The organism is Moorena sp. SIO4A1, from assembly GCF_010672065.1.
Classification (GTDB): Bacteria; Cyanobacteriota; Cyanobacteriia; order Cyanobacteriales; family Coleofasciculaceae; genus Moorena.
On the sequence record NZ_JAAHHX010000033.1, the window covers coordinates 30,338 to 56,698 of the forward strand.

Annotated in this window: 26 protein-coding genes and 1 pseudogene; 10 read left to right on the forward strand and 17 right to left on the reverse strand. The window is 44.0% G+C overall.

All coding sequences use genetic code 11. The annotated features are described in order from the left end of the window. Positions 1-375: 375 nt before the first annotated feature. A complete protein-coding gene (locus tag F6K53_RS21360) occupies positions 376-510 on the reverse strand; it encodes a hypothetical protein (RefSeq protein ID WP_293082145.1) in 135 nt (44 codons plus the stop codon). Between the two features lie 14 nt (positions 511-524). Between F6K53_RS21360 and F6K53_RS21365 the strand changes: the two genes are divergently transcribed. Genes F6K53_RS21365 through F6K53_RS21375 form a run of 3 tightly spaced genes read left to right on the forward strand, consistent with a single transcriptional unit; the run spans position 525 to position 5,349 of the window. Continuing rightward, the gene (locus F6K53_RS21365) at positions 525-1,709 is read left to right on the forward strand and encodes a hypothetical protein (RefSeq protein ID WP_293069742.1); all 1,185 of its coding nucleotides are present in this window, start codon (positions 525-527) and stop codon (positions 1,707-1,709) included. Then, a complete protein-coding gene (locus F6K53_RS21370) occupies positions 1,706-3,136 on the forward strand; it encodes a caspase family protein (protein ID WP_293069740.1) in 1,431 nt (476 codons plus the stop codon). Before F6K53_RS21365 ends, F6K53_RS21370 begins: the two co-directional genes overlap by 4 nt. Further along, positions 3,133-5,349 carry a tetratricopeptide repeat protein gene (locus tag F6K53_RS21375; protein ID WP_293069738.1) on the forward strand — a complete coding sequence of 739 codons (2,217 nt, stop codon included), beginning with the start codon at positions 3,133-3,135 and terminating at the stop codon, positions 5,347-5,349. The genes F6K53_RS21370 and F6K53_RS21375 overlap by 4 nt, the downstream gene beginning before the upstream one ends. Positions 5,350-5,387: 38 nt before the next feature. On the opposite strand, the gene F6K53_RS21380 is transcribed toward F6K53_RS21375, so the two are convergent. Then, positions 5,388-5,933 (reverse strand): N-acetyltransferase, encoded by a 546-nt coding sequence (locus F6K53_RS21380; RefSeq protein WP_293069736.1) that lies wholly within the window; start codon positions 5,931-5,933, stop codon positions 5,388-5,390. Positions 5,934-6,395: 462 nt separating this feature from the next. Between F6K53_RS21380 and F6K53_RS21385 the strand changes: the two genes are divergently transcribed. Continuing rightward, on the forward strand, positions 6,396-6,989 hold the full coding sequence (locus F6K53_RS21385; protein WP_293069734.1) for a PEP-CTERM sorting domain-containing protein: 594 nt from the start codon (positions 6,396-6,398) through the stop codon (positions 6,987-6,989). Positions 6,990-7,498: 509 nt separating this feature from the next. Beyond that, positions 7,499-7,744, forward strand: a complete 246-nt coding sequence (locus F6K53_RS21390) for a hypothetical protein (RefSeq protein ID WP_293069732.1) — start codon at positions 7,499-7,501, stop codon at positions 7,742-7,744. Positions 7,745-8,129: 385 nt separating this feature from the next. Here the strand turns inward: F6K53_RS21390 and F6K53_RS21395 are convergent, their stop codons facing one another. Then, positions 8,130-8,528, reverse strand: coding sequence for a hypothetical protein (locus tag F6K53_RS21395; protein WP_293069730.1), 399 nt, complete (start codon positions 8,526-8,528; stop codon positions 8,130-8,132). 420 nt (positions 8,529-8,948) lie between these two features. Between F6K53_RS21395 and msrA the strand changes: the two genes are divergently transcribed. Continuing rightward, positions 8,949-9,413: a peptide-methionine (S)-S-oxide reductase MsrA gene (gene msrA, locus F6K53_RS21400; RefSeq protein WP_287267638.1), complete on the forward strand. Its 465-nt coding sequence runs from the start codon at positions 8,949-8,951 to the stop codon at positions 9,411-9,413. A gap of 183 nt (positions 9,414-9,596) precedes the next feature. Here msrA and F6K53_RS21405 read toward each other — a convergent pair whose 3' ends face one another. Further along, the gene (locus tag F6K53_RS21405) at positions 9,597-10,808 is read right to left on the reverse strand and encodes a transposase (protein WP_293069784.1); all 1,212 of its coding nucleotides are present in this window, start codon (positions 10,806-10,808) and stop codon (positions 9,597-9,599) included. Between the two features lie 115 nt (positions 10,809-10,923). Continuing rightward, a pseudogene (locus F6K53_RS21410) lies at positions 10,924-11,379 on the reverse strand (VOC family protein). Positions 11,380-11,631: 252 nt separating this feature from the next. Here F6K53_RS21410 and F6K53_RS21415 point away from each other — a divergent pair. Beyond that, positions 11,632-13,794, forward strand: a complete 2,163-nt coding sequence (locus F6K53_RS21415; RefSeq protein ID WP_293069726.1) for a Tex family protein — start codon at positions 11,632-11,634, stop codon at positions 13,792-13,794. A 312-nt stretch (positions 13,795-14,106) separates the two neighbouring features. After that, complete coding sequence (locus tag F6K53_RS21420) at positions 14,107-14,664, forward strand: pentapeptide repeat-containing protein (protein WP_293072800.1); 558 nt, start codon at positions 14,107-14,109, stop codon at positions 14,662-14,664. Positions 14,665-14,731: 67 nt separating this feature from the next. Here the strand turns inward: F6K53_RS21420 and F6K53_RS21425 are convergent, their stop codons facing one another. From F6K53_RS21425 to F6K53_RS21440, 4 genes are all read right to left on the reverse strand, one after another. Beyond that, the gene (locus tag F6K53_RS21425; protein WP_293072797.1) at positions 14,732-15,112 is read right to left on the reverse strand and encodes a hypothetical protein; all 381 of its coding nucleotides are present in this window, start codon (positions 15,110-15,112) and stop codon (positions 14,732-14,734) included. 124 nt (positions 15,113-15,236) lie between these two features. Beyond that, positions 15,237-15,410, reverse strand: coding sequence for a hypothetical protein (locus F6K53_RS21430; protein ID WP_293082148.1), 174 nt, complete (start codon positions 15,408-15,410; stop codon positions 15,237-15,239). Positions 15,411-15,593: 183 nt separating this feature from the next. Continuing rightward, positions 15,594-18,191: a leucine--tRNA ligase gene (leuS, locus tag F6K53_RS21435; protein WP_293072794.1), complete on the reverse strand. Its 2,598-nt coding sequence runs from the start codon at positions 18,189-18,191 to the stop codon at positions 15,594-15,596. Between the two features lie 268 nt (positions 18,192-18,459). After that, on the reverse strand, positions 18,460-18,825 hold the full coding sequence (locus tag F6K53_RS21440) for a type II toxin-antitoxin system RelE/ParE family toxin (protein WP_293072791.1): 366 nt from the start codon (positions 18,823-18,825) through the stop codon (positions 18,460-18,462). Between the two features lie 161 nt (positions 18,826-18,986). Between F6K53_RS21440 and F6K53_RS21445 the strand changes: the two genes are divergently transcribed. Then, on the forward strand, positions 18,987-20,198 hold the full coding sequence (locus tag F6K53_RS21445; protein WP_293082151.1) for a transposase: 1,212 nt from the start codon (positions 18,987-18,989) through the stop codon (positions 20,196-20,198). On the opposite strand, the gene F6K53_RS21450 is transcribed toward F6K53_RS21445, so the two are convergent. The 6 genes from F6K53_RS21450 to F6K53_RS21475 all read right to left on the reverse strand — a co-directional run bounded on the left by F6K53_RS21450 (position 20,170) and on the right by F6K53_RS21475 (position 25,093). Further along, positions 20,170-20,436 carry a hypothetical protein gene (locus tag F6K53_RS21450; RefSeq protein ID WP_293072097.1) on the reverse strand — a complete coding sequence of 89 codons (267 nt, stop codon included), beginning with the start codon at positions 20,434-20,436 and terminating at the stop codon, positions 20,170-20,172. The two genes, F6K53_RS21445 and F6K53_RS21450, sit on opposite strands and share 29 nt — an antisense overlap. Continuing rightward, positions 20,433-20,597: a hypothetical protein gene (locus F6K53_RS21455; protein ID WP_293072098.1), complete on the reverse strand. Its 165-nt coding sequence runs from the start codon at positions 20,595-20,597 to the stop codon at positions 20,433-20,435. Before F6K53_RS21455 ends, F6K53_RS21450 begins: the two co-directional genes overlap by 4 nt. 103 nt (positions 20,598-20,700) lie before the next feature. Beyond that, positions 20,701-21,525 carry a class I SAM-dependent methyltransferase gene (locus F6K53_RS21460; protein ID WP_293072099.1) on the reverse strand — a complete coding sequence of 275 codons (825 nt, stop codon included), beginning with the start codon at positions 21,523-21,525 and terminating at the stop codon, positions 20,701-20,703. Between the two features lie 458 nt (positions 21,526-21,983). Continuing rightward, on the reverse strand, positions 21,984-22,955 hold the full coding sequence (locus F6K53_RS21465) for a protochlorophyllide reductase (RefSeq protein WP_293072100.1): 972 nt from the start codon (positions 22,953-22,955) through the stop codon (positions 21,984-21,986). 501 nt (positions 22,956-23,456) lie between these two features. Beyond that, positions 23,457-24,263 (reverse strand): uroporphyrinogen-III C-methyltransferase, encoded by an 807-nt coding sequence (cobA, locus tag F6K53_RS21470; RefSeq protein ID WP_293027567.1) that lies wholly within the window; start codon positions 24,261-24,263, stop codon positions 23,457-23,459. Then, the gene (locus F6K53_RS21475) at positions 24,260-25,093 is read right to left on the reverse strand and encodes a CbiX/SirB N-terminal domain-containing protein (protein WP_293027570.1); all 834 of its coding nucleotides are present in this window, start codon (positions 25,091-25,093) and stop codon (positions 24,260-24,262) included. The genes cobA and F6K53_RS21475 overlap by 4 nt, the downstream gene beginning before the upstream one ends. Positions 25,094-25,261: 168 nt before the next feature. Here F6K53_RS21475 and F6K53_RS21480 point away from each other — a divergent pair, with 168 nt between their 5' ends. Further along, positions 25,262-25,420: a hypothetical protein gene (locus F6K53_RS21480; protein WP_293072101.1), complete on the forward strand. Its 159-nt coding sequence runs from the start codon at positions 25,262-25,264 to the stop codon at positions 25,418-25,420. Between the two features lie 91 nt (positions 25,421-25,511). Here F6K53_RS21480 and F6K53_RS21485 read toward each other — a convergent pair whose 3' ends face one another. Beyond that, a complete protein-coding gene (locus tag F6K53_RS21485; RefSeq protein WP_293027573.1) occupies positions 25,512-26,114 on the reverse strand; it encodes a hypothetical protein in 603 nt (200 codons plus the stop codon). Then, positions 26,095-26,274, reverse strand: coding sequence for a hypothetical protein (locus tag F6K53_RS21490; RefSeq protein ID WP_293043420.1), 180 nt, complete (start codon positions 26,272-26,274; stop codon positions 26,095-26,097). Before F6K53_RS21490 ends, F6K53_RS21485 begins: the two co-directional genes overlap by 20 nt. Positions 26,275-26,361 lie beyond the last annotated feature (87 nt).

Genomic DNA, 26,361 nt, shown 5'->3' on the forward strand with positions numbered 1-26,361 from the left:
CCCTGGCGGCCAGGAATTGTGGAGGTTATTTTTTGCAAGTTATTTTGTGGAGGAGTATAATGTAAACAGAGTTAGGATGTACTTGCTGGAAAGCAGTTACTGAGTAACTTGACAAGAATGGATTACTTGATTCAGTTTTTGTTTGGATTTGATAACAGCTAAGCTGTACTCAATTAGGTTTACAAAATAGAATTCGGTCAAGCATTGGGGTTAACCAACACTTGACCGATTTTTTTTTTAAAGCTTAAGCGCTACGCGCACGCTACGCGAACAGCGGTCAGCTATCAGCTATCAGCTATCAGCTATCAGCTATCAGCTATCAGCTGACGGCACATCAAGTAGCACCTCAAGTAGCACCTCAAGTAGGTCATATGCTTACCTTTCAGCTTTTGAATAAAATAAGCTGACCACTGACCGCTGACCGCTGACCGCTGATAGCTGACCACTGACCGCTGACCGCTGACCGCTGACCGCTGACCGCTGAGGGTAAAATATATAGATATTGATCAACTATCTTCTAAACTATGACAACTCTCGTATTTGTCCATGGCACAGGGGTTAGGCAAGCTGCCTATGAGCAAACCTTTAGGATAGTTGAGGGGTTTGTCACGAAACAACGTCCGGATATTACCGTTGTTCCTTGCTGTTGGGGTGGGGAATTTGGGAGTAAGCTCAATGCTAAAGGGGTTTCGATACCCCCATATGATGCTACTTTAGCTCTGGATCAGGGAGAAGAAGAGGATCAAACTATTATTCTTTGGCAGCAGTTATATCGCAATCCCCTTTATGAGTTGGGATTGTTGTCTTTACAACCTAGGACTGGTGGTGATAGTAATCCCTTTGGAGAGCAACCTGGTGATCAATTAAATTACCGGTTGCTGGATTTAATTCCTAGTGGAGAATTGCAAGAAAAATTAGAATCAGCAGGTATAGCAGAGGGGTTTGATCAGGCACGACGCCATGTTACGAGTAGTGCTGTTTATCAAGACGTATTAAACCAAGTCTCTGATTCAGATAGTGACTGTTATGATACTCTCGCAAGAGCAATTATTGCTCAGGCAATGTTTGACTCTCAGCAGCACCATCAGAATTCCATCATACTTCCTAATCGGGAATTGCGTGATCAACTGGTGAGATCACTAAGTAATGCTTTGGGTAAGGAGGAAGACTTGGGATTGGGTGACTGGCTCCAAAAACCACTTTCCTTATTGGCGCGTCCAGCTACAGCTTGGGTTATGAGTAAGAGGGCTGCCATCACTGAGGCAAATTTCCCTATCCCTTGTGATATCATGCTCTATCAAGGTCGCGGCCAGAAAATACGTGATTTTATCCAGAAAACGATAGAAGACGCTGAACCACCAGTTGTTATATTAGCCCATAGTTTAGGAGGAATTGCTTGTGTTGATTTACTGGTGACTCAATCAATAAAACAAGTAAAATTATTAATTACAGTGGGTTCTCAAGCCCCGTTTTTATACGAAATTAATGCCTTATATAGCCTAGAATTTGGTCAGCCTCTGCCCGACTTTTTTCCGGAGTGGTTGAATATTTATGATTTACGCGATTTCCTTAGTTACATTGGTGCTACTCTATTCCCTAATAAAGTCCAGGATGTTTTGGTGGACAGTAAACAACCGTTTCCCCAAGCTCACAGCGCTTATTGGACAAACCCTGCTACCTGGAAGGCAATTATCCCGAGGTTACCATGACTATTAGTGCTAAGCCAGAAAAAACCTATGGGTTGATTGTCGGTATTGAAAACTATCAACCAACAAACTGGAATGTTAATGGTCCCGTTCATGATGCTATCAAGTTTGCTGATTGGTTGTTATCACAAGGAGTGCCAACAGATAATATCAGGCTCTGTTTATCTCCTTTATCTGAAAATAGTGAACTGGTTAATAACTTTGAAATAACGTCAAAGCCAGCAACCGAGCAGAATATAGTTGATATCATTACCAATGATCTGTCCCAAAAAAACGGAGATTTACTGTTTATATTTTGGGCAGGTCATGGTTTGATTACTTCGGAGCGAAATCGCAGGCTACTTTGTGCTGATGCTAGTAAAACGAATTGGCAGAATCTAGATTTTAATTCCCTGTTACTGCTTTTAGGGTCAGATGCTTTTAAAATTCCCCATCATATTTGTATAGTCGATGCTTGTGCTAATTATCTTTTAGAGTCAAAAGGGCGACCAACTAATTTGGGAGGGAAACAGTTTCCTAGTGGTCAACCCAAGAAAGACAGTAAACAGTTTGTTTTACTAGCTACGAGAGAAGGGGAGAAAGCCAGAGTTAACTCCTCCGCAAAAACGGGATACTTTTCCCAAACCGTAAGAAAAGCCTTGGAGCATCATGACTGGCTGCCAGATATGGCAGTAGTTGCTGAACAGGTTAAGCAACAATTTGCTAGTTTAAATAAACAACAACTACCAACCTATTTTTATCGTCGCAGTTGGAATGGTGATCAGGAGGATTATCATCCTAATCCCTTTGAGGTTGCCCACAATATACCCAGTACTCAAGCCTGTAAGTTTGTGGATAGACACCAGCCACTGGAAGAGTTACATCAGCTATTACAGCAAAATAATATTGTAGCAATTACTGATATTATAGGTAAGGGGGGAGTAGGAAAAACAGAACTAGCAATTCAATACTCTTGGTACAATTTAGAAAATTCTCCCGGTGGTTGTTGTTGGTTAAATCTCCAGGGAGTCGATATTGTCACCCAGCTCTCGGAATTTGCATTTGTGAATGATTTTCCTGGTTTTCCGATGCCTAAAAATCTCAGCATTGCTAGCCAACTTGCTTATTGCTGGAAAAAGTGGCAACCAGGTAAAGTTTTATTGGTGTTTGATAATGTCACTGATATCGATAAAATTAAAAACTACTTACCGCCCATGGGTTCTCGATTTAGGGTGTTAATTACTACTCGTAGCTCAGAGTTACCCTATCCATCACTTGCTTTGGGTAAATTACCAGAAACTGATGCTCTAGAATTATTAGTAAAATTAGTAGGAAAAGACTTTGTTGAAAAGGAGTTAGAAACTGCCAAAGCAATCTGTCAATTCGTTGGCTGTATACCTTTAAAGTTATACAATGTGGCAGCGCTATACTCAAAGCCAGGGAGTACATGATGCTAGAAGAAATTTTATTGCTCCTAGAGCAGAAGCAATCTCAAGAAGGTGACTCTGGTACAGATGTTGTGCTGGAACTCAATTGGGATTCTTTACAGTCTTCAGCTCAAACCATGGCTGCTCTGCTGAGTTTGTTTGCTTTAGCGCCTATGCCATGGTCATTAGTATCCGAGGCGGCTAGAGCTGCTAGCTTAGACTTTGATTTGGTCGTTAATCGGGATATCTTAGTTCAAAAGTATTTACTACAGAAGTTGGATGATAATACCTACCAAATTCAGGAAAGGATTAGAGAATTTTTGAGTATCAAGGGAGAACAGTTAGCTGATATTGAAAACCTAAAACAGGGCTTTTGTTCAGCTATCGTAGCAATAGCAAAGGAGATTCCTAAGACCCCAACTCAGTCAGACATTTTAGGAATTACCTCTGCTATCCCTCACCTGGTGGAAGTTGCCACTAACCAAAACAATTACTTAAATGACGAAGATTTAATCTGGCCTTTTGTGGGCTTAGGCCGGTTTTACGAGGGTCAAGGGGCTTACGAACAAGCTTTGCCTTGGTATGAGGAATGCTTATTAACGGTTAGAGAGCGCTTGGGTGAAGAACACCCAGCTGTGGCAAGCAGCTTCAACAACCTGGCAGTACTGTACGAAAGCCAGGGGCGCTACGAAAAAGCGGAACCCCTGTACCAGCAAGCCTTAGACCTGAGGAAACGCTTCCTGGGTCAAGACCACCCGGATGTAGCAAGCAGCCTCAACAACCTGGCAGGACTGTACGAAAGCCAGGGGCGCTACCAAAAAGCGGAACCCCTTTACCAGCAAGCCTTAGACCTGAGGAAACGTCTCCTGGGCCAAGAACACTTACATGTGGCAAGCAGCCTCAACAACCTGGCAGGACTGTACGAAAGCCAGGGGCGCTACGAAGAAGCGGAACCCCTGTACCAGCAAGCCTTAGACCTGAGGAAACGCCTCCTGGGTCAACAACACTTACATGTGGCAAACAGCTTCAACAACCTGGCTTATCTGTACAAAAACCAGGGGCGCTACGAAGAAGCGGAACCCCTGTACCAGCAAGCGTTAAAGCTGACCCAACGCCTGCTGGATCAAGAGCACCCATATGTAGCAATCATCCTCAACAACCTGGCAGCACTGTACGAAAGCCAGGGGCGCTACGAAGAAGCGGAACCCCTGTACCAGCAAGCCTTAGAGATGAGGAAACGCCTCCTGGGTATTGAACACCCAGATGTAGCCACCAGCCTCAACAACCTGGGAGCACTCTACGAGAACCAGGGGCGCTACGAAGAAGCGGAACACCTTTACCTGCAAGCCTTAGAGCTTACCCAACGCCTGCTGGGTATTGAACACTTAGATGTGGCCAACAGCCTCAACAACCTGGGAAAACTGTACCAAAAACAGGGGCGCTACGAAGAAGCGGAACCCCTGTCCCAGCAAGCCTTAGAGCTGAGGAAACGCCTCCTGGGTATTGAACACCCAGATGTGGCCACTAGTCTCAACAATCTGGCTTTACTATACTGGAGCCAGGGGCGCTACGAAAAAGCGGAACCCCTGTTGCAGCAAGCCTTAGAGCTGAGGAAACGCCTCCTGAGCCAAGAACATCCAGATGTGGCAGACAGCCTCAACAACCTGGCTTTACTGTATTCACGCCAGGGGCGGTATCAAGAAGCGAAACCCCTATACCAGCAAGCCTTAGAGATGAGGAAACGCCTGCTGGGTCAACAACACCCAGATGTGGCAGAAAGCCTCAACAATCTGGCTTATCTGTACTTTAGCCAGGGGGGATCCCAACAGGTCGAAACCCTGTACCAGCAAGCCTTAGACCTGATGAAACGCCTGCTGGGTGAAGAACACCCTGCTGTGGCCACCAGCCTCAACAACCTGGCAGGACTGTACTGGAGGCAGGGACGCTACGAAGAAGCAGAACCGATGTACCAGCAAACCTTAGAGCTGAGGAAACGCCTGCTGGGTCAACAACACCCAGATGTGGCACAAAGCCTCAACAACCTGGCTTTACTGTACTCAACTCAGGGGCGGTACTCGGAAGCCGAAACCTTCTTCCAACAGGCTCTACAGATTGCTGTCAAGCAGTTGGGAGAGGAACATCCCATGACCTGCATTATTTCCGGTAACTTGGAGGATCTATTGGAAATATCTAATTTGGCAAATCGGCTCAAACTAAAGAGAATACTAGGGTTTTAAAGCCTAATTGAAAGTATTATAGCAATCCTAGCAACCTATCACCATAGTTTAGGATTATTTAAAGACTTTACGCATTTGATATTAACAGCAGCATCTGGCTCCTCTATCTCCCCAAGTAGTAGCGCCTGCCAACCAAAAGGCCAACTCAATGGATATGGAGTAATGAAATGTGTTGCCAACTCTGCTTTAAAGCCAAATCGTTCATAATACCTAGGATCACCATACACGAAAACAATATCCACATTCATACTACGCAATCGCTTAATCCCAGCATCAATTAGTTTACTCCCCACACCATTACCTTGGCATTCTGGCTTAACAGCGAGTGGTGCCAGAATATACCCATGGAAATCTGGTTTTTCGGCAATAAATACAGGACTATATGCAACGTTTCCAATTATTTCATTGTCATCGACCGCTACCAATGATAGGGTACAAGGCTCGGTAATATTGGAGATGAGGTCATCAGCGAGACCTGCCACAATATCACCCTCCCCGATCGGAAAGGCCGATATATGTAAGGAGCGCACGCTCTCACGATCCCTTATTTCTGCATCTCGGATAATCATGTTGTGCGGCTTCATGTATTGAGTTATTATTTAATTCTATATCCCATAAGGTACAACTTGATCCCCCTAAATCCCCCTTAATAAGCAGGGCTGTTTCAAAGTCGGACTCAAATGCGATTGCTGGGGAGGTGGGGAGATAGGGAGATAGGGAGATAGGGGGAATTTTTATTCATAAAAAGGTATTTTTAACCTTAAAAAAACCTTCTCTCCAGCACCCCAGCTGCCTTTCAACCGATTGAATTTACAATTTATTCATGAGAATGAAACAGCCCTGCCCTTAATAAGGGGGACTTTGAGGTTGAAAAGCGTACCTCATAACTGATATACCAATCCTAAATGAATTGTGATAATTTTTGTTCCCTTTTCCCTACTCCCGTTCCCCTCCTGGGAGGGGTTAGGGGTGGGTTCCTGTTCCCTGTTCCCTGTTCCCTGTTCCCTGTTCCCTTTGGTATAGTTTTGTTCAACCCTAAATTTGCGATGAAAAATCTAACTCTGCTATCTACTACACTCCTGATTGCTACCTCTGGATTAGTTTTGGTGGCACCCCAAGCAGCTTCAGCTTTAAATTGGAACTGGAGTTATTCTGCTCCTGGTATCGAAGCCAGTGGTACTTTCACTACTAATGATACTCCTGATGATTTGGGTTTTTTCCTGATTTCTGAAATTACTGGCACGCGCAACAGCGAAACAATTACTGGTTTGCAACCTACTGGTACTTCTACACCGGGAAACGAACCTTTCGAAGTTGACAATTTAATTAGTCTTGATGCTAATCAGTTAACAACTGACGGCTTTGGGTTTTCCACCTCAGCTGGAAACTTTGTTAATGTCTTTTTCGCTAGTTTTTTGCAGCCCCCTAGTTTTTTTGAAGTTTTTTCGGCACCGCCATTTATCACTGGTTTTCAAAATTTAGGACCGGAAGATAGTGAGTTACCCATTAGTTTTTCTGCGAAACCGGTGATTGTCCCTGAACCCACTCATAGTATAAGTATCTTTACCATTGCCACTCTCGGCTTAGCTTCAACCATCAAACGTAAGCTGAAACCTTCCCCATCTAAACAAAAGGTTTAGCCTCAATTACTTATCAGTAGGAAAAAACTGATTTGTGAGTAAGGTATTAGGAAAGGGAGTAGGGAGTAGGGAGTAGGGAGTAGGGAACACAAAGATGTCTTAATCTTTACGTAAGCATTCAGCCGTGAGCTAAAAGCTCACGCTACGCGAACAGCCGTCAGCCGTCAGCCGTCAGCCGTTGGCCTATGGCTGATAGCTGATAGCTGATAGCTGATAGCTGATAGCTGATAGCTGATAGCTGATAGCTGATAGCTTACATCTTTACTTCGAGTGCTGTAGCATTTGTATTTAAGTTGTGAACAAAATCTCTTAGGTAAAGGCAACAAGCAACAGGTAACAGGCAAGACTTAATCAAGTATAAATGGATTTTGGTTAATGTAAAAAACGGGAATAATTTTTTATAATTCCTAAAATAAATGATATACTAAATTAGTATTGGTGTTCATGAGCTATTTAGAAATCCTATAGCAGTGAGTAACAATAACGATAGATTAGACCGGATTTAAGCAGTGGTGGAGTCATTAGCCCGTTCTGTAGAAGCTCTTACTAATGACCATCAACAGAGAATTCAGACCATGGAAGAGGTTGTCAATAGAGTTACCAGAGTTGAGGAAGGATTGACTCGGATGTTAATAGCTATCGATGCTCTTCCCCCCAGTATTGATACGGCTGGCGAAATTAATATTTGTTTACAAAAGGATGAGCAGATGTGGAAAATATCCTTTGTTCGTAGTTGGTATGGGACTATAAGTTGAAACAATTGTATTAGTTATCAAACTGAGGAGTCCCATTTGCCGCTACCCGATGTTCTCGTTTTGCTGCTCTTGCTCCGACCAGTTGACCTATGTGTAAACAAATATTAATTTGGCCAGGGGTATCAAAATTGGGGGGTAATAATGTCAAAGTCCCCCAGAATTGGGGGATTTAGGGGGCAAATGCGTAAGTCCTGTAGAATCCGCGAATCTAGAATTTAGAATGTAAAATTAAGAATTTAGAATCTATAGAAATCAAAATCTATCCCTTTTGCCTTTTGACTTTTGCCTTGTCAACACCCACGGTTTATGAGACTTATGCAAGAGGTCTAATTTGGAATTTACCATTCTAAATTCTAAATTATTAATTATAACAGACAACACCCCTTTACGGAGCAACCCTAGAGCAGAGTCGATTCAATAACTCCTTTGGAATTGCCTCGAAATTCTCTAAGACGAAATCCATTAAAGCCAGATGGTATAAAGAATCGGCACTAGGAGTTTTATAGCAAGCACCTTGAGCCAGCCAGGTATTTACAGCGTAAGTTGAGCGGCAGCAGATGTTACCGATATCTGCTTGATTGACTGGCCATTTGCGGTAAAACGCCTGGGGTGTCATGGACAGTCGGCAGTTGCTGTATAGGTTAATCAAGATTTCCTCTCGCTCAGTGATGGCAGAAAGATAGGAATCTTCCCGTCTAGATTGGCTCTCAGCAATTTGGGCAAGCCGGTCTAGAGCTCGCTGACAGTAAACCAGATGATCTACTGACCGTTTTTTTGGCATCATAGAATTACCTCACACATAGCTTGTGACTGGGGATAAAGCCGCGCTTTGTCTGTCAACTTGGAAGCGCGGCTTTTTGTCCAGAAATATTATCGAAATATCAGACATTTTTATTATTAATAATATCTCTAAAAAAGTCAAGGCTATTTTTAAACATAAAACATTTTGTTACAAATAAAAAAAATACGATAGGGTTTATAGTTTAGAGTTCAAAATGTCAGCTATCATCAGCTATCAGTTTATATCATAATAATATACACATTATTTTTTACCGATTCCCGATTCCCGATTCCCGATTCCCGATTCCCGATTCCCGATTCCCGATTCCCTACTCCCTACTCCCTACTCCCTACTCCCTACTCCCTCAAAAAATGATAACTACTATATAATGAATAAATCCTGAGCAATTTTTGAATAAAAACGATGGAAAAAGCGACATTTGGTGGTGGTTGTTTCTGGGGAGTAGAAGCAGCATTTCGGAAAGTGAAGGGAGTAGTATCAACCTCTGTTGGTTATATGGGCGGACATTTTCCTAACCCATGTTATCTAGATGTATTATCAAGAATAACGGGTCACGCGGAAGTGGCACAGGTGGAGTATGACCCGGAAAAAGTCAGCTATGAACAATTACTTGAAGTATTTTGGTCTATCCATGATCCTACTACATTGAACCGTCAAGGTCCTGATCGAGGAGAACAGTATCGATCGGTGATATTTTTCCACAATCAGGAACAAGAAGTGCTGGCAAGACTGTCAAAACAAAAGCTGCAAGTTTCTGGTAAGTTTGATAAGGATATTGTCACAGAAATTAAGCCAGCTTCGGACTATTATTTAGCTGATGACTATCATCAACAGTATTTTGAAAAAAAGCAGAAGTCTTTACGTTAGAAATTTTGAAGCTATCAGTTATCAGCTATCAGCGATTAGCGCTACGCGCACGCTACGCGAACAGCTATTAACGTTTTGCAAAGGCTGACAGCTGACGGCTGACGGCTGACTGCTTACGTCTCATTCAATCGCATCGCAGCGAATTTCAACTATAAATCCATCGGGGTCTTGACACTCCCCGGTCTAAAGACGCGGGGATTCTTGCTTCAACGAGCCAACTTGCTCAACCAGACCGGAATCAGGAAGAGTAGAGGTCAATTCTCCGCAAGGGTTCGGGTCGATGACCCAGGTTCCGGTGTGCCCCACCGTACCCAAAGCTCTGTTCAAAATGTTAATGGCAGCGTTATGGTCCCTACCTAACTGGCAACCACACTGACAGATATGGGTTCTAGTTGATAGTGACTTCTTCACGACTTCACCACAGTCAGAGCAATTTTGGCTAGTGTAAGCAGGATTAACTGCGACAGTAACTCTCCCAAACTTTTGACCAAAATGCTCTAGCCATTTCCTGAACTGATACCAACCTGCATCATTAATAGACTTCGCTAAACAGTGATTTTTTACTAGATTTTTGACCCTTAGATCTTCATAGGCCACCAGGTCGTTAGACCGGACTACGCAGCGTGCCAGTCTCTTGGCATGCTCTTCACGTCGCCTACTTATACTAAGGTGGTGTCTAGCTAATCTATTAATTGCTTTCTTACGATTGGTTGAGCCTTTCTTTTTTCGGGAAACTCGACGCTGATAAAACTTTAACCGCTTTTCCCCAGTCCTGTAAAAACGAGGATTAGGTTCAGTCTTGCCTCTGGAATCGGTGTAGAAATCTTTTAGACCTACATCTAAACCGACGGTCGCATCAGCAGGTTTTAATTGTTCCTTTACATCGACTGAGACGCAAAATTGAACATAGTACCCGTCGGCTCTTTTTACAATCCGAGCTCGTTTTATCTGTTTCTTATCAAATCTCCACAAGTCCCATGTACCCTTGAGCTTAAGTTTTCCAATTCCCTTTTTGTCGGTGAATGTGATCGATTTTTTGTCAGGGGACAACTTCCATCCTGATTGCTTATATTCGACCGAGCGACAATGCTTCTGGAATCGGGGAAACCCTTTCTTTCCGGAGACTTTTTTCTTGCAGTTGTCATAGAAGCGGGCGATCGATGACCATGCTCTTTCAGCGGCAGCCTGTCGAGCGGTTGAGTTCAATTCACTGGCAAAATCAAAATCTTTAGCCAAAACTCTACAATATTTGTTGAGGTCGTATTTTGATATGCCTCTATTATCAATCCACAACCTAAGGCAACTGTTGCGGACAAATTTTACTGTCCTGATCGCCTCCTCTATGGCTAAATATTGATGTTTTTTGCCGTAGGCCTTGAACTCAAGAATGATCATCATAAATCGACCTCTTGTGTTGTACTATTATGCTAACACAGCTAGCACAAATCGACAACTACTAGTGCGACTTTCCTCACGGTGGCTAAAGCCACTATGACCCTTCATCCCCGGTTTAAAAACACGGGGTTTTCGGCTTGTGGGGAATTTTATAAAAATAGATACCTCTGCCGGTAGGACGAGTTACTGGACCATGATCGATCGGAATTTGATTTTGTTTTAGCACCTCTACGGCTTGGTCAAATAACTGAGGATCGATATCAAAGGCGAGATGATTCACCCGATTAAAGCCACGATGGGGGTCTGGATCGGGTGGTGATAGGTCTGGCTCGGAAAACAAATCCACAACAATGCCATCTGGGGTAACGAAGTTAGTGACTTTTCCGGCTTCGACTAGCGATCGCAAGGTACTGGGCACTTATTCTCCAGTTAGTTCATGTAAACCTAATACTGTACCATAAAAGTGGCGCGATGCTTGGATATCCTTCACATTCAGAGCAATATGATGGACTCGACGGAGACTACCTGGGCTTAGAGCTGATTCGTAAACTCGCTGTAATCCTTGTAGGATAAGGCTTGCAATAAAATAGAACAAATGAACTATTTAATACCCAAAAGACAATCATAGCAAGGCTTTCAGACTTCTTAAGATTTACTTTAGGAATCAGCTCTTAGGGTAGGTTTGATCACTTCAGAGCTAGAAACCATAATTGTTAGTTGTGAATTGAACTGTTAATTGTTAATTATTAATGGTTATACCGTTCTCAATTTGCTAATTTAAATTTATTTAAAATCCCGTTTAATGTCCGCTTTTCCTGGTAACATGACCACTATTCCTCAAATATTAGCCCAAGAACTGTCGTTAAGCGCCACTCAGATCGAGAATGCCCTGTCTTTACTGGCTGAAGGGGCAACTATTCCGTTTATAGCTCGCTACCGTAAAGAGCTGACTGGTTCTCTCGATGAAGTTCAACTACGCACTATAGCTGAGCGCCATACTTATCTGACGGAACTTGAGCAACGGAAGTCAGTAATCCTGAATGCGATCGCATCTGCTGGTAAGCTCACCGATGAACTAAAGGCTAAGATCGAAGCTTGCCAGCAAAAGACTGAATTGGAAGACCTCTACCTGCCCTACAAACCGAAACGACGCACTAGGGCAACCATGGCGAGGGAGAAAGGACTTGAACCCTTAGCGGACTGGATTGAGTCGATGAACACTCCGGAAGTTAAATCAGTATCCTTATCTGAAGAAGCGGCTAAATACATTTCCCCAGACCATAAGCTCAATACGGTAGAGGACGTTCTTCAAGGTGCCTCAGATATTTTAGCGGAAGCTGTAGCTGAAAAAGCCCACTTACGAGCGTACTTGCGGGATTATTTCCTGAAATCGGGAGTATTCGTGTCTCGGATTAAAAAGGATTATCCCGAAGGTACCACTAAGTTTGAAATGTACCGGGAGTTCCAAATCCCAGTGAAATCTGTAGCGCCACACAATATGTTAGCCCTGCTCAGGGGTGAGGCTGAGGGAGTAATAAAGCTGGAACTCTCTTTTGATGAAGACTATGTTATGTCCTACCTAGATTCTGAGGAAATCCACACCAAAGCTACCCTACTGCGAGAGTTTTACCAGACCATGCTCAAAGATGGGTTTAATCGGCTCATGAAAACCTCCCTAACTACGGAAGTACGTACCGATCGCAAAACCTATGCTGATGCAGAGTCCATTAAAACCTTTGAAGCCAATCTCCGAGAACTGTTGTTATCTGCTCCAGCAGGAATGAAACCAACCTTAGCCATAGACCCAGGCTTCCGCACTGGTTGTAAAGTGGCTATCCTGGATGAGACAGCTAAATACATCACATACCAGCCAGTGTTTCCCCATCAAGGCAGCCAAAAGCGCGAACAAGCTGCCAAAACCATTAAGAATTTAATCGAAACCTACCAGATCGAGCTAATTGCCATTGGTAACGGTACAGCCTCTCGTGAGACAGACGAGTTTATCTCGGAAGTCCTCAAAACCATGGAGCGCAAACCAATTAAAGTAATGGTGAATGAATCTGGGGCATCGATTTATTCCGCCAGTGAGGTAGCACGAGAGGAGTTTCCAGATTTAGATGTCACAGTCAGAGGAGCGATTAGTATTGGCAGACGCTTACAAGACCCCTTAGCTGAGTTGGTCAAAATTGACCCTAAATCCATTGGTGTGGGACAGTACCAACACGATGTTGATCAGAAATTACTCAAGAAGAAACTTGATGAAACGGTGGAAAGTTGTGTAAACTATGTAGGAGTAGATTTAAATACTGCTTCCGCTCAACTGCTAACCTTTGTATCTGGGATTACCCCGACCATTGCTAATAATATTGTGACCTATCGCAATCAGCAAGGTGCATTCAAGAACCGTCGGGAAATCCTTAAGGTACCAAAGTTAGGGCCAAAAGCCTTCGAGCAGTCAGCAGGATTCCTAAGGATTCGCAACGGGGATAATCCCTTGGATAACACAGCTGTGCATCCAGAGAGTTATTCCGTAGTGAAAGCGATCGCATCGGATTTGCAGTTACCTCTAGCCAAGATTAAACAAGGATCAGAACGGTTCAAGTCAGTAGATTTGAACCGTTACGTCACAGATACCATAGGCTTACCAACCCTAGAGGATATTATCCAGGAATTGGAAAAGCCAGGACGAGACCCCAGGGCTGAGTTTAAGTACGCCACCTTCAAAGAAGGAGTAAATGAGCTAAAAGACCTAAGTCCTGGAATGGAATTAGAAGGAATTGTCACCAATGTGGTAAACTTTGGAGCATTCGTAGATATCGGCGTGCATCAAGATGGGTTAGTGCATATCTCCCAACTAGCTGACCGGTTTGTAGAGGATCCCAAACAGATAGTCAAAGTGGGACAGGTGGTGAAGGTGCGGGTAATGGAAGTAAATGAAAAACTGAAGCGCGTTAGTTTATCAATGCGATCGCACAGTAGTAATTAGGTAAGCATTCAGCTATCAGCTTAAGCGCTACGCGCACGCTACTTGAGGTGCTATCAGCTATCAGCTATCAGCTATTAGCTATCAGCTATCAGCTTATGGGCTACAGATGGTGCTTTTGAATCAAGCAAGTAAGCATTGGTTTAATCTCTGTTACATCAGCTGACGCTTCCATAGCGTCAGCTTTTAGCTGACGGCTGACGGCTGACCGCTGACCGCTAAATGCTTACGTAATTAGCAATCACGGTAGAAATATTGGGTATTTCTTGAACTTCACTGCCATAATACAGGCAAAACAAGATTTGGCCAGAAATTATGAAATTCAGAATCTTAGGAATTAGTGTACTGCTAGCCTCCTTAGGGTTAATCGCTCCTATCAATGCTGAAGTGCGCGAGCACTATCTACAACTGCTGCAAACTAAGGAATGTCGAAGCTGTGACCTGGTAAATTCTGACCTAGCCAGAGCTGATTTGAGGGAAGCAGACCTGAGATATGCTAACCTCCAGGGAGCCAATCTCAGTGGCGCTAACCTTTCTGATGCCATGCTCGAAAGTGCAGCAATGAGAGTTATTGATGGCACAGGGGCAACCTTCCGCAATGCCAACTTAGATTCAGCCTACGCCACAGGGGCCAACATGAGTCGCGCCGACTTCAGTGGTGCTAGCGTAGTGTGGGCAAATTTCATCAGTGCTGACCTGAGTGGTAGTTCCTTTAGGGGTGCTGACCTCAGTAACACCACCTTTCTGAATGCCAACCTCAATGGTGCTGATTTGAGTGGGGCTAACCTCAGTAACGCTAATTTCATTAACGCTGATTTGACTAACGCTAACCTTGATAATGCTAACCTTACTGGTGCGCAACTTCCTAGGTAAATTAGGGACTCCTAAAGTGAATTAGCATTCAGCATTCAGCATTCAGCATTCAGCATTCAGCATTCAGCTAATGGGCTACAGAGGCGTTGCTGAATCTTCCAATGAATAGGAGTAGAGTGGGCATCCTGCCCGCCCGAAAATAAGCATGAAACTGGCAAGATGCCAGTTCCACCCCTGATGCCCATTCCACTGAATAGGAGTAGAGTGGGCATCCTGCCCGCCCGAAAATAAGCATGAAACTGGCAAGATGCCAGTTCCACCCCTGATGCCCATTCCACTGAATAGGAGTAGAGTGGGCATCCTGCCCGCCCGAAAATAAGCATGAAACTGGCAAGATGCCAGTTCCACCCCTGATGCCCATTCCACTGAATAGGAGTAGAGTGGGCATCCTGCCCGCCCGGGAATAAGCATGAAACTGGCAAGATGCCAGTTCCACCAAGATGCCCATTCCACCTCACTCTTAAAATCATTCCATTATTAAGCAATACCAACATTCTTTTATTCAAAAGCTGATAGCTGATGGCTAATAGCTGAATGCTTACAAGGAAAGTCCCTCACCCCATTGATAATTGCTATGGATTCTTATTGATGCAGCCTGGTTTCTTAACATACTGACAAACGCGCTGGTAAAGGATAGCTCTTGTTCCTACTGGTCCGACTTTAAAGATGACTCTATCCTCTACTTGCCCTCCTGGTATGATCTTGACACCACAGATAGGACAGACTTGTGCGTTTTGTTCAGACATAGCTGTTGGTAAATGAACCTGATGAATTGTTTCTTACCTAATATATAGCTCTGGGCACAGGGAATAGGAAATAGGGAATAGCTCCATTACCTATCCCCTGCGTGGCACAGGCTTCTAGCCTGTGACATACTGCATGAGCTGATAGCTCCGTTAGCTATCCCTGGCGCGTTCGCTTTTTTTAGATCAAACCACTACAAAGTTTACCAATTTACCGGGTACCACAATTACCTTCTTAATCTCCTTACCCTCTAGATATCGCTGTGCTACCTCAGATTCCCGAGCATAGGTTTCTAAGGCTGCCTTATCGGAGTTAGCGGGAACTTGAATAGTGCCGCGAGTTTTGCCTTTGATTTGAATAACCAAGGTAATTTCATCGGCTACCAAAGCATCAGGATCATACTCAAGCCACGGTTGATTGTGTATTGAGGAGCTATGACCGAGACTATGCCAAAGTTCTTCAGCAATATGGGGAGCAAAGGGAGCGAGTAATGTAATCAAGGTTTCAATCCCTTCTTTATAGACCGGGGAGTCTTTACACTTAGCATCAGTAATTCCATTACTTAGCTTCATTAATTCAGAAACCGCTGTATTAAATTGATACTCCCCTTCTAAATCCTCAGTTACCTCTTTAATCGCGATATGAATTGCTCGTCGTAAGTCTTTTTCCGGTTTAGTTAAATCACCATTAGACGGGCTAGGTTTAGTGCTACCATTAGCGGCGAAATCCGATACTAAACGCCAGACACGATTAAGGAAACGGAATTGCCCTTCTACATCAGCATCATCCCATTCCAAATCTTTTTCTGGTGGTGCTTTAAACAAGATAAACATCCTAGCGGTATCGGTACCGTATTTAGCTAGTACATCTTCTGGTGCTACACCGTTGTATTTAGACTTGGACATTTTTTCATAGAATACCGCCAAGGGTTCCCCAGTGTCTGGATCTTTAGGGTCATTGGGATCGATATCTACAACAGCGAAATATTTCCCGGTTTTGGTATTTTTGTAAGCCGTATTCTGCACCATCCCCTGAGTTAGAAGACGTTGGAATGGTTCATCAATGTTTAGTAAACCGCGATCGCGCAATACCTTAGTAAAGAATCGCGAGTAGAGCAAGTGCAAAATAGCATGTTCGATGCCCCCTACATACTGATCCACTCCCATCCAATCATTGGTTTTGTTGGAATCAAACACAGCGGAGTCATTCTTGGCATCGGGATAACGTAAGAAATACCAGGAGGAATCGATAAAGGTATCCATGGTATCGGTTTCCCGTTTAGCTGGTGTACCGCAATTGGGACAAGGTACATTCACCCAACTGTCTAATTGAGCCAAGGGAGAAAGACCACGTCCGCTAAAGTCCACATCTTCTGGTAATTCTACTGGCAGGTCTTGGTCTGGCACTGCCACTGCGCCGCAGTTAGGACAATGAATCACAGGGATAGGGGCACCCCAGTAACGCTGGCGAGAGATTAACCAATCTCGGAGGCGATACTGCACTCGGGCTTTGCCCCAGCCCTGTTGTTCAGCATACTCAATAATTCCGGTCTTGGCCTTGACGGAATCCATGCCATTGAATTGGTCAGAATTCACGACAATGCCCGGTTCGGTGTAAGCCGCTTCTAGAGGAGTGTCATTAACTGTTTCGACATCATCTGAAGTTGGGACAATCACCACTTTGATTGGTAATTGCTTTTCCTGGGCAAACTTAAAGTCTCTGGTATCATGAGCTGGTACTCCCATCACGGCACCAGTACCATACTCATACAGCACATAGTCAGCAATCAAGATCGGGATTTCGTCCCCAGTGAAGGGATTAATGGCTTTACCACCAGTGGGAATCCCTCGCTTGGGCTTATCTTCTGCTGTCCGTTCCAGTTCACTTTGGTTACTGACTTCCTCAATGAAGGCTTCAACTGCAGCCTTTTGCTCAGGGGTAGTGACTTTTGCGGTCAAGGGATGTTCCGGTGCTAGCACCACATAGGTAACGCCATAAACTGTATCTGGACGAGTGGTGAATACACCAATTTTGTTATCTAAGCCCTCATCTGAGCTGTCATCTAAGCCCACAATGGGAAATTCTAGATAAGCACCAACAGATTTACCAATCCAGTTGGCCTGCATCAGCTTCACCCGTTCTGGCCAACCGGTTAAGGTATCCAAGTCCTTGAGCAATTCTTCGGCATAGTCGGTAATTTTAAGGAACCACTGACGCAACAGTTTCCGTTCCACCTTGGCACCAGAACGCCAAGAACGTCCTTCACTATCCACTTGCTCATTGGCTAGCACGGTCTGATCTACCGGGTCCCAGTTCACTGCTGCTTCTTTCTGGTAGGCCAATCCAGCGTTGAAGAACTGTAAGAAAATCCACTGAGTCCATTTGTAATAGTCCGGCGAGCAGGTAGTTACTTCACAATCCCAGTCATAGGACAGTCCGAGGCGCTTTAATTGCGATCGCATTTGGGCAATATTTTGGTATGTCCACTTAGCCGGATGAATCCCGCGAGCGATCGCAGCATTTTCTGCCGGTAATCCAAAGGCATCCCAACCCATGGGGTGAAGTACGCGATAGCCTTGCATCCGGCTTTTCCTGGCAATCACATCAGTAATTGTATAGTTACGGACATGACCCATGTGCAGGTTACCCGATGGATAGGGGAACATGGACAGAGCATAGAATTTCGGCTTGTCAGTTTCTGTGGGGGTTTGGTACAAGCCTTGCTCTTCCCAAATTTGTTGCCATTTTTCCTCTATCTCGGTGGGGTTGTATTGTGACTGCACAAGTGATACTCCTCAGGTATGATTTCCGAAAATGTGGCGTTGAAAGCCCCTGGCTTCAGACATGGGGATGAAAACGCCACCAACAAACAACATTCTGATTAGTCTATGCTACAATCTTTTGTCGTAGATGACAAAGATAAACATGATCATCTATGAGATGAAGTTAGAATTCAAAAAATACCCATACAAAAGCTTGGATTAAGTCATCTGTACTGGTAATTCCTGTTCATGTATTTGAGCAAAATTTTTTTTTGATCGCCAGAAGTAATTAATTCTCGTTCAAACTACTTTTTCGGAGTTCGGTAAGCTCCTCTTTTAAGGTGACGGCATGTTTACTCAGTAGCGTCGGAATATCCCTCCCCATACGGATAAAAGCAGCGATGGCGATGCGTTGTTCTCCCAAGGCTTCATAGACAATATAATGTTCTCTAACAGGAAATAAACACAGAGAGCTATCCCCTGTCAGCTCCTGGCGTTTCGCAACTTTTTGATGCTTAAGGGCGATAAACTGTGCTGCTTTTTCAAGGTCATGAAAATACTGTTTTGTTAATTCATTGCCCCATCTGGCCCGTGACCATGCTTTTGCTTCCCGTAAGTGCCGCCGCGCTGTGGGGGTGAGGAGATAGTTTTTCAAAGTCACAATCGGGATTATTATATTTTTAACAACTGAAAACCCCGCCACAAAGCGAGCGGGGATGAAAGTTTATAGCGGCTTAAGCCGCATTTTTGAGTGTAGGTAGTCATTTTGTGCTGGGCGTGTTAGCATAATAGTGTAACAGAAGAGGTCGAGTTCTGATGATCATACTTGAGTTCAAGGCATACGGGAATAAAAAACAGTATAAAGGCATTGATGAGGCTATTAGAACCGTAAAATTTGTCAGGAATAGCTGCATTCGACTGTGGATGGATAGTAAAGGGTTAACGAAATATGATTTAAACAAATATTGTAAGACCTTAGCTAAGAACTTCCCTTTTGCTAATGAATTGAATTCAACCGCTAGGCAAGCTGCGGCTGAAAGAGCATGGTCATCAATCGCTCGTTTTTACGACAACTGCAAGAAAAAAGTACCTGGCAAAAAAGGTTTCCCAAAATTTCAGAAGCACTGTCGCTCAGTTGAGTATAAGCAGTCTGGTTGGAAACTATCCCCTGACAAAAAGTCAATCACGTTTAGTGACAAAAAGGGAATCGGAAAGCTCAAACTCAAAGGTACATGGGACTTATGGCGCTTTGATAAAAAGCAAATTAAGAGGGTTCGGATTGTTCGTCGGGCTGATGGCTATTATGTGCAGTTCTGTGTTTCAGTTGATATCAATGAACAGTTGGAACCTGCTGACGCCACCATTGGCTTAGATGTTGGCCTAAAATATTTTTACACTGATTCTAGAGGGGATAGTGAACCTAACCCCAGATTTTACAGAACGGGAGAAAAGCGCTTAAAGTTTTACCAGCGCCGAGTTTCCCGGAAAAAGAAAGGCTCAGCCAACCGTAAGAAAGCTATCAATAGATTAGGCAGGACACATCTTAGGATAAGTAGGCAACGTGAAGAACATGCCAAGAGACTGGCACGTTGCGTAATCCGGTCTAACGACCTGGTCGCCTACGAAGACCTAAGAGTAAAAAATTTAGTCAAAAACCATTGTCTTGCTAAGTCTATTAATGACGCAGGTTGGTATCAGTTTAGGAAATGGCTGGAGCATTTTGGCAAGAAGTTTGGCAGGGTAACCGTTGCAGTAAACCCCTCCTATACAAGCCAGAACTGTTCCCACTGTGGCGAGGAAGTAAAGAAGTCCCTGTCAACTCGCACCCATATCTGTAAATGTGGGTGCCAATTAGACAGAGACCACAATGCCGCGATCAATATCCTCAAACGAGCCTTGGGTACGGCAGGGCATGTCGGAACCTGGATCTTGGATCCGAACGCTTGCGGAGATTTGGCCTCTACTCTTCTTGGTTCCGACCAGGTTGAGCAAGCCGAGTCTATGAAGCAAGAATCCCCGCGTCTTTAGACCGGGGAGTGTCAACTTCTTCTAAAATATCGAGGATAGATTCCGGGACAAATTCTTGATTCCTAATTTCCCCTAGCCCTTGGATAATGTCGGACACAATCAAATAGTCCTGCATATCCCGACGAATCAAATCCCGGATGTATTCGCTAGGGGTTGCATAGACATCATTATCGCTTGCCCGCATATCAACATAGCGGCGTAGTTTATCGGTTAGCTGGATATTCAGGCTGCTGCTCATTGCGATTCTTTGTATGGGAAGAAACCTTTCACCACTCTAGCACCAATGGCATTAAACAACAATATTTGCCATATTAACCCAAGACAAACAACATTAGATGTCGGGAACAGGGAATAGGGAACAGGGAACAGTGGACAATAATTGACGCAAATATTACGCAAATATTTTTAGAAAATTTTGCAAGAGGTCTGCTGATAACTGATAACTGATAGCTGATAGCACCTCAAGTAGCGTGCGCGTAGCGCTTAAGCTAAATGCTTACCACTAGATTTTTTTAGCAATCTGAAGAACAGACAGATAGGAAGTTTCGAGACTATTGTCCACTTCTAGCTCTAGTATTTCCTTAATCCCTTGAAACAAAGATTCTCGCTGCTGGTGGTCTAAAGCTATATAAGGTGACAAAGTACTCAAAAGCGCTAGATAATTATCAATACTATAGGTAACGTCACACACTAACTGTTCCGATACTAAGTCTTGGAATTTCCCGGAATTAATAACAGTTTCTGCAATTTTGCTGAGGTTCTGTTGATGAGTTTCTATCTCTTCACAGGGTTTCAGAGAGGGAGCGTGAGTTTGATAGAGCTGATTCAACAGTTGGCAAACCTCATAGTTAGGTTGAGGGGGAGTATTCCATAGCAAAATCAGAAACCCATTCTCTTTTAGAGCATCAGCTGCTTTTTGATACCGGATCTCTTTGGAAACCCAATGAAAAGAAGTCGCTGCTAACACAGCATGGAATTTACCAGTTTCTAGCTCCCACTCTTCAAAGGTACTATTAATAAGTTCTACATCTGGATATTGGCTACAGTTATGTCGCGCTAGCTGGCACGATTCCTGGCTGGGTTCAATAGCAACTATAGAGAAGCCCAAGTCAGCAAATGCTGTCGTAGCAATCCCCGGACCGCATCCCACTTCAAGAAGAATCCCATCGGAAGGAAGTTGGGCTAACTCCACGGCACGGTTAATCAGTTGCTGAGGATAGCGTGGTCTGGCCTGGTCGTAGGCTTCTGCCACAGAAGAATACCAAATTTTTTTCTCTTCCAAGTCTTTAGAGTAGATAGCTTGGAGTAGTTGTTTAATGTCTTTCATCTAGCATTTTTAGTTTAGATGTAAACATAATATTGATGGAATAAGGGAATAGGGAATAGGGAATAGGGAATAGGGAACAGGGAACAGTGTCAATATATCCCATGATTTTTGGGTTTTATGATAAATCAGGATTGATTTTCATGATATATTTAAAAATCCTAGATTATGAGTGATTTGGTAGTGGGAGCATTTTGCTCCCTACTCAATAGGATAAATCATGCTAAAGGAGTCGGCAAAACTAGTAACGACGCACCATGATTTTGTTCTGCAGTACCTTTTATGCTAAATTTCGAGTGAAAAAACTCATAAAGCTGACTGTACAACGAAAATTATGATATTTAACTAACAAAATTTTCTGAATACAGCCTCTTTCCACTATTCCCTGTTCCCTGTTCCCTGTTCCCTATTACAGAGTGTTTATTTAGCATAACAAGTACGGTAGAGCCCATGATTTAACGTTACCCTAGTCCAACTAACTTTTCGCTCAATTCCCACAAGCGCTTAGCTTTAGAATCATCCATTGCTTCATTAGAAACTTCTTGAACAAAGGACTTACGACCTTCTTTTTGTCGATTACCCCAGCTCCAGTAAACACCGGATTTATTATAGTCAGGATCAGCAACTACTGTTGCTAGTCTATCCCCTGCTAATTCCTGGGACACATAGCCTCCAGTAATGTTTTTCTGGAACAATGGGAATAGTTTCTGGAACAGAGAATAGTGATTGCGGAATAGAGCGGTTTCAGCAACACATCCTGGATAAAGGGAGTTGAAAACTATTCCGGTAGAGTCATGATAGCGGTGGTGAAGCTCTCGCATGGTCAGCATGTTACAGAGTTTGCTGTCCTTGTAAGCTTTGCCAGATTTAAAGGCTTTGCCATTAATCATTGAGATCGGGGGTTTGAATCCTTCTTCAAAACCCTTGAGGTCTCCCAGGTCTGGAGGTGCTGGAATCGGAATCTTTCCTCCCAATTCCTTGGGATTAGCAGTGACAGTTCCCACAATCACTAGCCTTGGTTGGGAAGAGGATGAATTCTTCAAATCCTCTAGCATCAGATTACACAGGAGGAAATGACCGAGGTGATTGGTAGCAACGCTCAATTCATATCCCTCGGGATTTCGCAACGGTTCCTTTAATAACGGCAGATAGATCGCAGCATTGCACACCAAGGCATCGAGGGATCTGCCGGTTGCTCTGAAGGCATTCACAAACTGCCGGACACTGGCAAAGCTAGCTAAGTCAATATATAGCGCTGTATAGCTGTCTTTTGGTATTCCCACCTCTTGGGCAGCTTTTTCAGCTTTATCTAGATTCCGACAAGCCATCACTACATGCCATCCCCAGGTTTGGGCAAGAGCTCTGGCAGCTTGCAAACCAACTCCCGACGAGGCTCCTGTAATAATGACCGTTGATTTATGATCGTTTTCCATTTTGTTTAAAACTGGCCTATTGATCGTAACTTTATTAGGCTCTCACACTAAGTTGCGATCAAAGATACTATCTTAGGTTACAGGTTACAGGTTGAAGGTTGAAGGTTGAAGGTTTAAGGTTGAAGGTTACAGGTTGAAGGTTTAAGGTTACAGGTTACAGGTTACAGGTTACAGGTTACAGGTTACAAGGTTGAAGGTTTAAGGTTACAGGTTGAAGGTTACAGGTTGAGGGTTACAGGTTGAAGGTTGAAGGTTACAGGTTGAAGGTTGAGGGTTACAGGTTGAGGGTTACAGGTTAAAGGTTACAGCCGGTTAACTTTAAACTGGTTAACCTACCATAGACCGAACGCCAAAGGCGAACAACCGATTAACATTCAACCTACCCTAGACCGAACGCCAAAGGCGAACAACCTTCAACCTTCAACCAATTAACCTTCAACCAATTAACCTTCAACCGATTAACCTTCAACCGATTAACCTTCAACCTGCAACCTTAAACCTTCAACCCCCTTCAACCTTCAACGGTGAAAAACCTTCAAGCTGTTGCAACTTGACCACATTACCAATGACTGCGATCGCAGGAGCAGAAAACTGTGTTTCTTCAACCTGAGCCACAATGGTCTCTAAGGTTCCAACCAGCTGTTCGGAGTCAGGTCGTGTGCCCCAGCGAATCAGCACTACTGGTGTCTGGGAATTTAATCCTGCTTCACACAATTCGGTCACAATCCGAGGCAGATTATGAACTCCCATATAAATCACAATGGTTTCTGAGCCATGAGCGATCGCATTCCAATTCACCTGAGGTCGATACTTGCCCACTGACTCATGACCTGTGACAAAGGTCACGGAAGAACTATAATCCCGATGGGTCAATGGAATTCCCAGATACGCTGGTGCTGCAATTCCTGAAGTTATCCCTGGTACCACCTCCACTGGCACCCCTGCCGCAATCAAATCCCCCATTTCCTCACCACCACGACCAAACACAAAGGGGTCTCCTCCTTTCAGCCGTACCACCACGGCATGAGAGTGAGCCTTTTCAATCAACAGCTGAGTTGTCTGTTGCTGCAACATGGAATGACGACCCCTGCGCTTTCCGGCATTAATCTGTTCCGCCTGGGGATTAATCATCTTCAACACTTGCGGACTGACTAGGGCATCATAAACTACCACATCTGCAAATTCTAATAACCCCTTTCCCTTCAAGGTCATCAATCCGGGATCTCCAGGACCTGCCCCAACCAAATACACCTTACCCAAACATTGATTGCTCACTACCTTCGCGTCCTTGATGTCTTCGTGGTTCATTTCTGCCTAATCCCATCCATAATCAAATCAATCAATGCCTCACTCACCCCAATTGGTTTTCCGAGATTCAACTGCACTTGAGGCAACCTCTGCTGTATCTCCAGTAACATTTGTGCGATCGCATCGGTAATTCTTCCCTCAAAAAGAAAATATGCCAAAATGGCAATCTTTTTTGCTCCAGAGTTTGCTATTATAGAGACCTGCTCCCAAAGGGACGGCTGTACTGACCAGTCGGCCGCCACAGCCCCCAACTGGTTAGCTACAGCCCCCGTTTCTTCTTGACCCCCAGGGCGGCTCGTTCCATGGGACAACAAAATCTTGGCATCGCCATCTAGCTTTGCCCATTGATTTCTCAACAGCCTCACCAAAGCTGGATTAGCTCCCAAATGAGGCAGTAGATGAATAACCATTTCACTACCTACGTTATGTTGCTTTATTAATTTCTGTTGCGCTAGAGATACTTGCCAAGGAATATCCTCCATGACATGTACTCCCCGCAATAGAAATAGGGGCAATAGTTTCAATTCCTTACAGCCAGCCCCTTTAGCGAGCTGAGCAAATCGGACAATTTGCTCATGTAGGGGTATATCAGCTAGTTCTAAAGTGGCTGTACCTACCAAAGGTTGACTAGAAAGACCGTTAGCTGTTAACAGATCACCGTCACCACTGCTGCCCTGTGGTGAGATTGTCGGTAAGATTGTCTCTGTAGCCTTAGCTTGCTCAGAGGCTAGTCGAATTCGCAGCAACTGAGCCAATTGTGCCATAGCCTGCTGGGGACGCAGGTCATGACTGCCGTGGGAGATTAACAGATACGCAGATGAGGGTGACAACGGTATATTGAACTACCTTGATCGAATGTGTTAATTAATACTATCTTTCCTAGAGAGACAATTTTGTATAAACTATTTCTTAAGAATGTTGCATTGTGCTAATTTCCCTGCTATTGCACCAGCATGAAGCCACCAGTCAAATCCCCCAACCCAGCGCCGTGATGGCAAATGTCCTACTGGGGCTTGGAGTTGGAACTCAAAGTCTTGATCTCGAAGATGGGAGTTGTGAAGGGGCCAGCTGATGGGATTGGCCGTAGGTCACGCTACGCGAAGGCAAAACCTATAGTAACGAAAGTTGTTAGTTATAGCGCTACGGGCTGGGAATAGGGAAGATTCCTGTTATGAGTTCCCTGTTCTGAGTTGCCTGTTCAACACTTATGGGATAATTGATCGCTCTTTATCTTACTTATTGCTGAGTTTAAAGTTCTAGTTCACATTGACTAAATACATAATTAATTGCTGAATACAGTCTCTCTAAATCAGAAATTGTATAATTGTTAATTTCTCTAGTATAGAGATTCCCTTTTAGTTTACCAAACTGCCAAAGTTGACCATTGGAAACAATTCCAAATATAGTTTGCTCAGATTGGTCATTAAGCTTTTGAATTGCGATCATTTCTGCTAAACATTGACCCCACCCCTTAATAAAATCATCCTTTTTAGCTTCTACAGCTACAAAATAGGGCTTTTCAAAGATTTGCTTGCCAAGGGGTGACCGCTTTGCTAAAATATAATCGGGTATTCCCGTGAGCTGTTGATCATAGGTTATTGGTTTATGACTCCACAGCGTAAATTTATCTCGATACTGTCTGTATACTTCTTTTAAGAGCGGAAAAATAATAGTCTCACAAATAGCATACTCTGACTCTTCAACGGTAAATTCTCGAAGACAAAACTCTAAATCTTCTTTAAACGCTTCTCTGATTACAGTGTCAGTTTCCAGGATATAATTGGCTTCAGTAGCAGTAATTGTAAATTCTTGAAGTACTTCGCCAATGGTTTTATAGGAATCGAAGGACATGATGGAATTTAGAATTTAGAATTGGGAATTGGGAATCGGGAATCGGGAATCGGGAATCGGGAATCGGGAATTGGGAATCGGGAATCGGGAATCGGAAATTGGGAATCGGAAATTGGGAATCGGGAATCGGGATTAGCCACGATAACACAACACTCCCCATCACTCCATCACCCCATCACCCCATCACCCCATCTCCCCATCACCCCATCACCCCATCTCCCCATCACCCCATCACCCCATCTCCCCA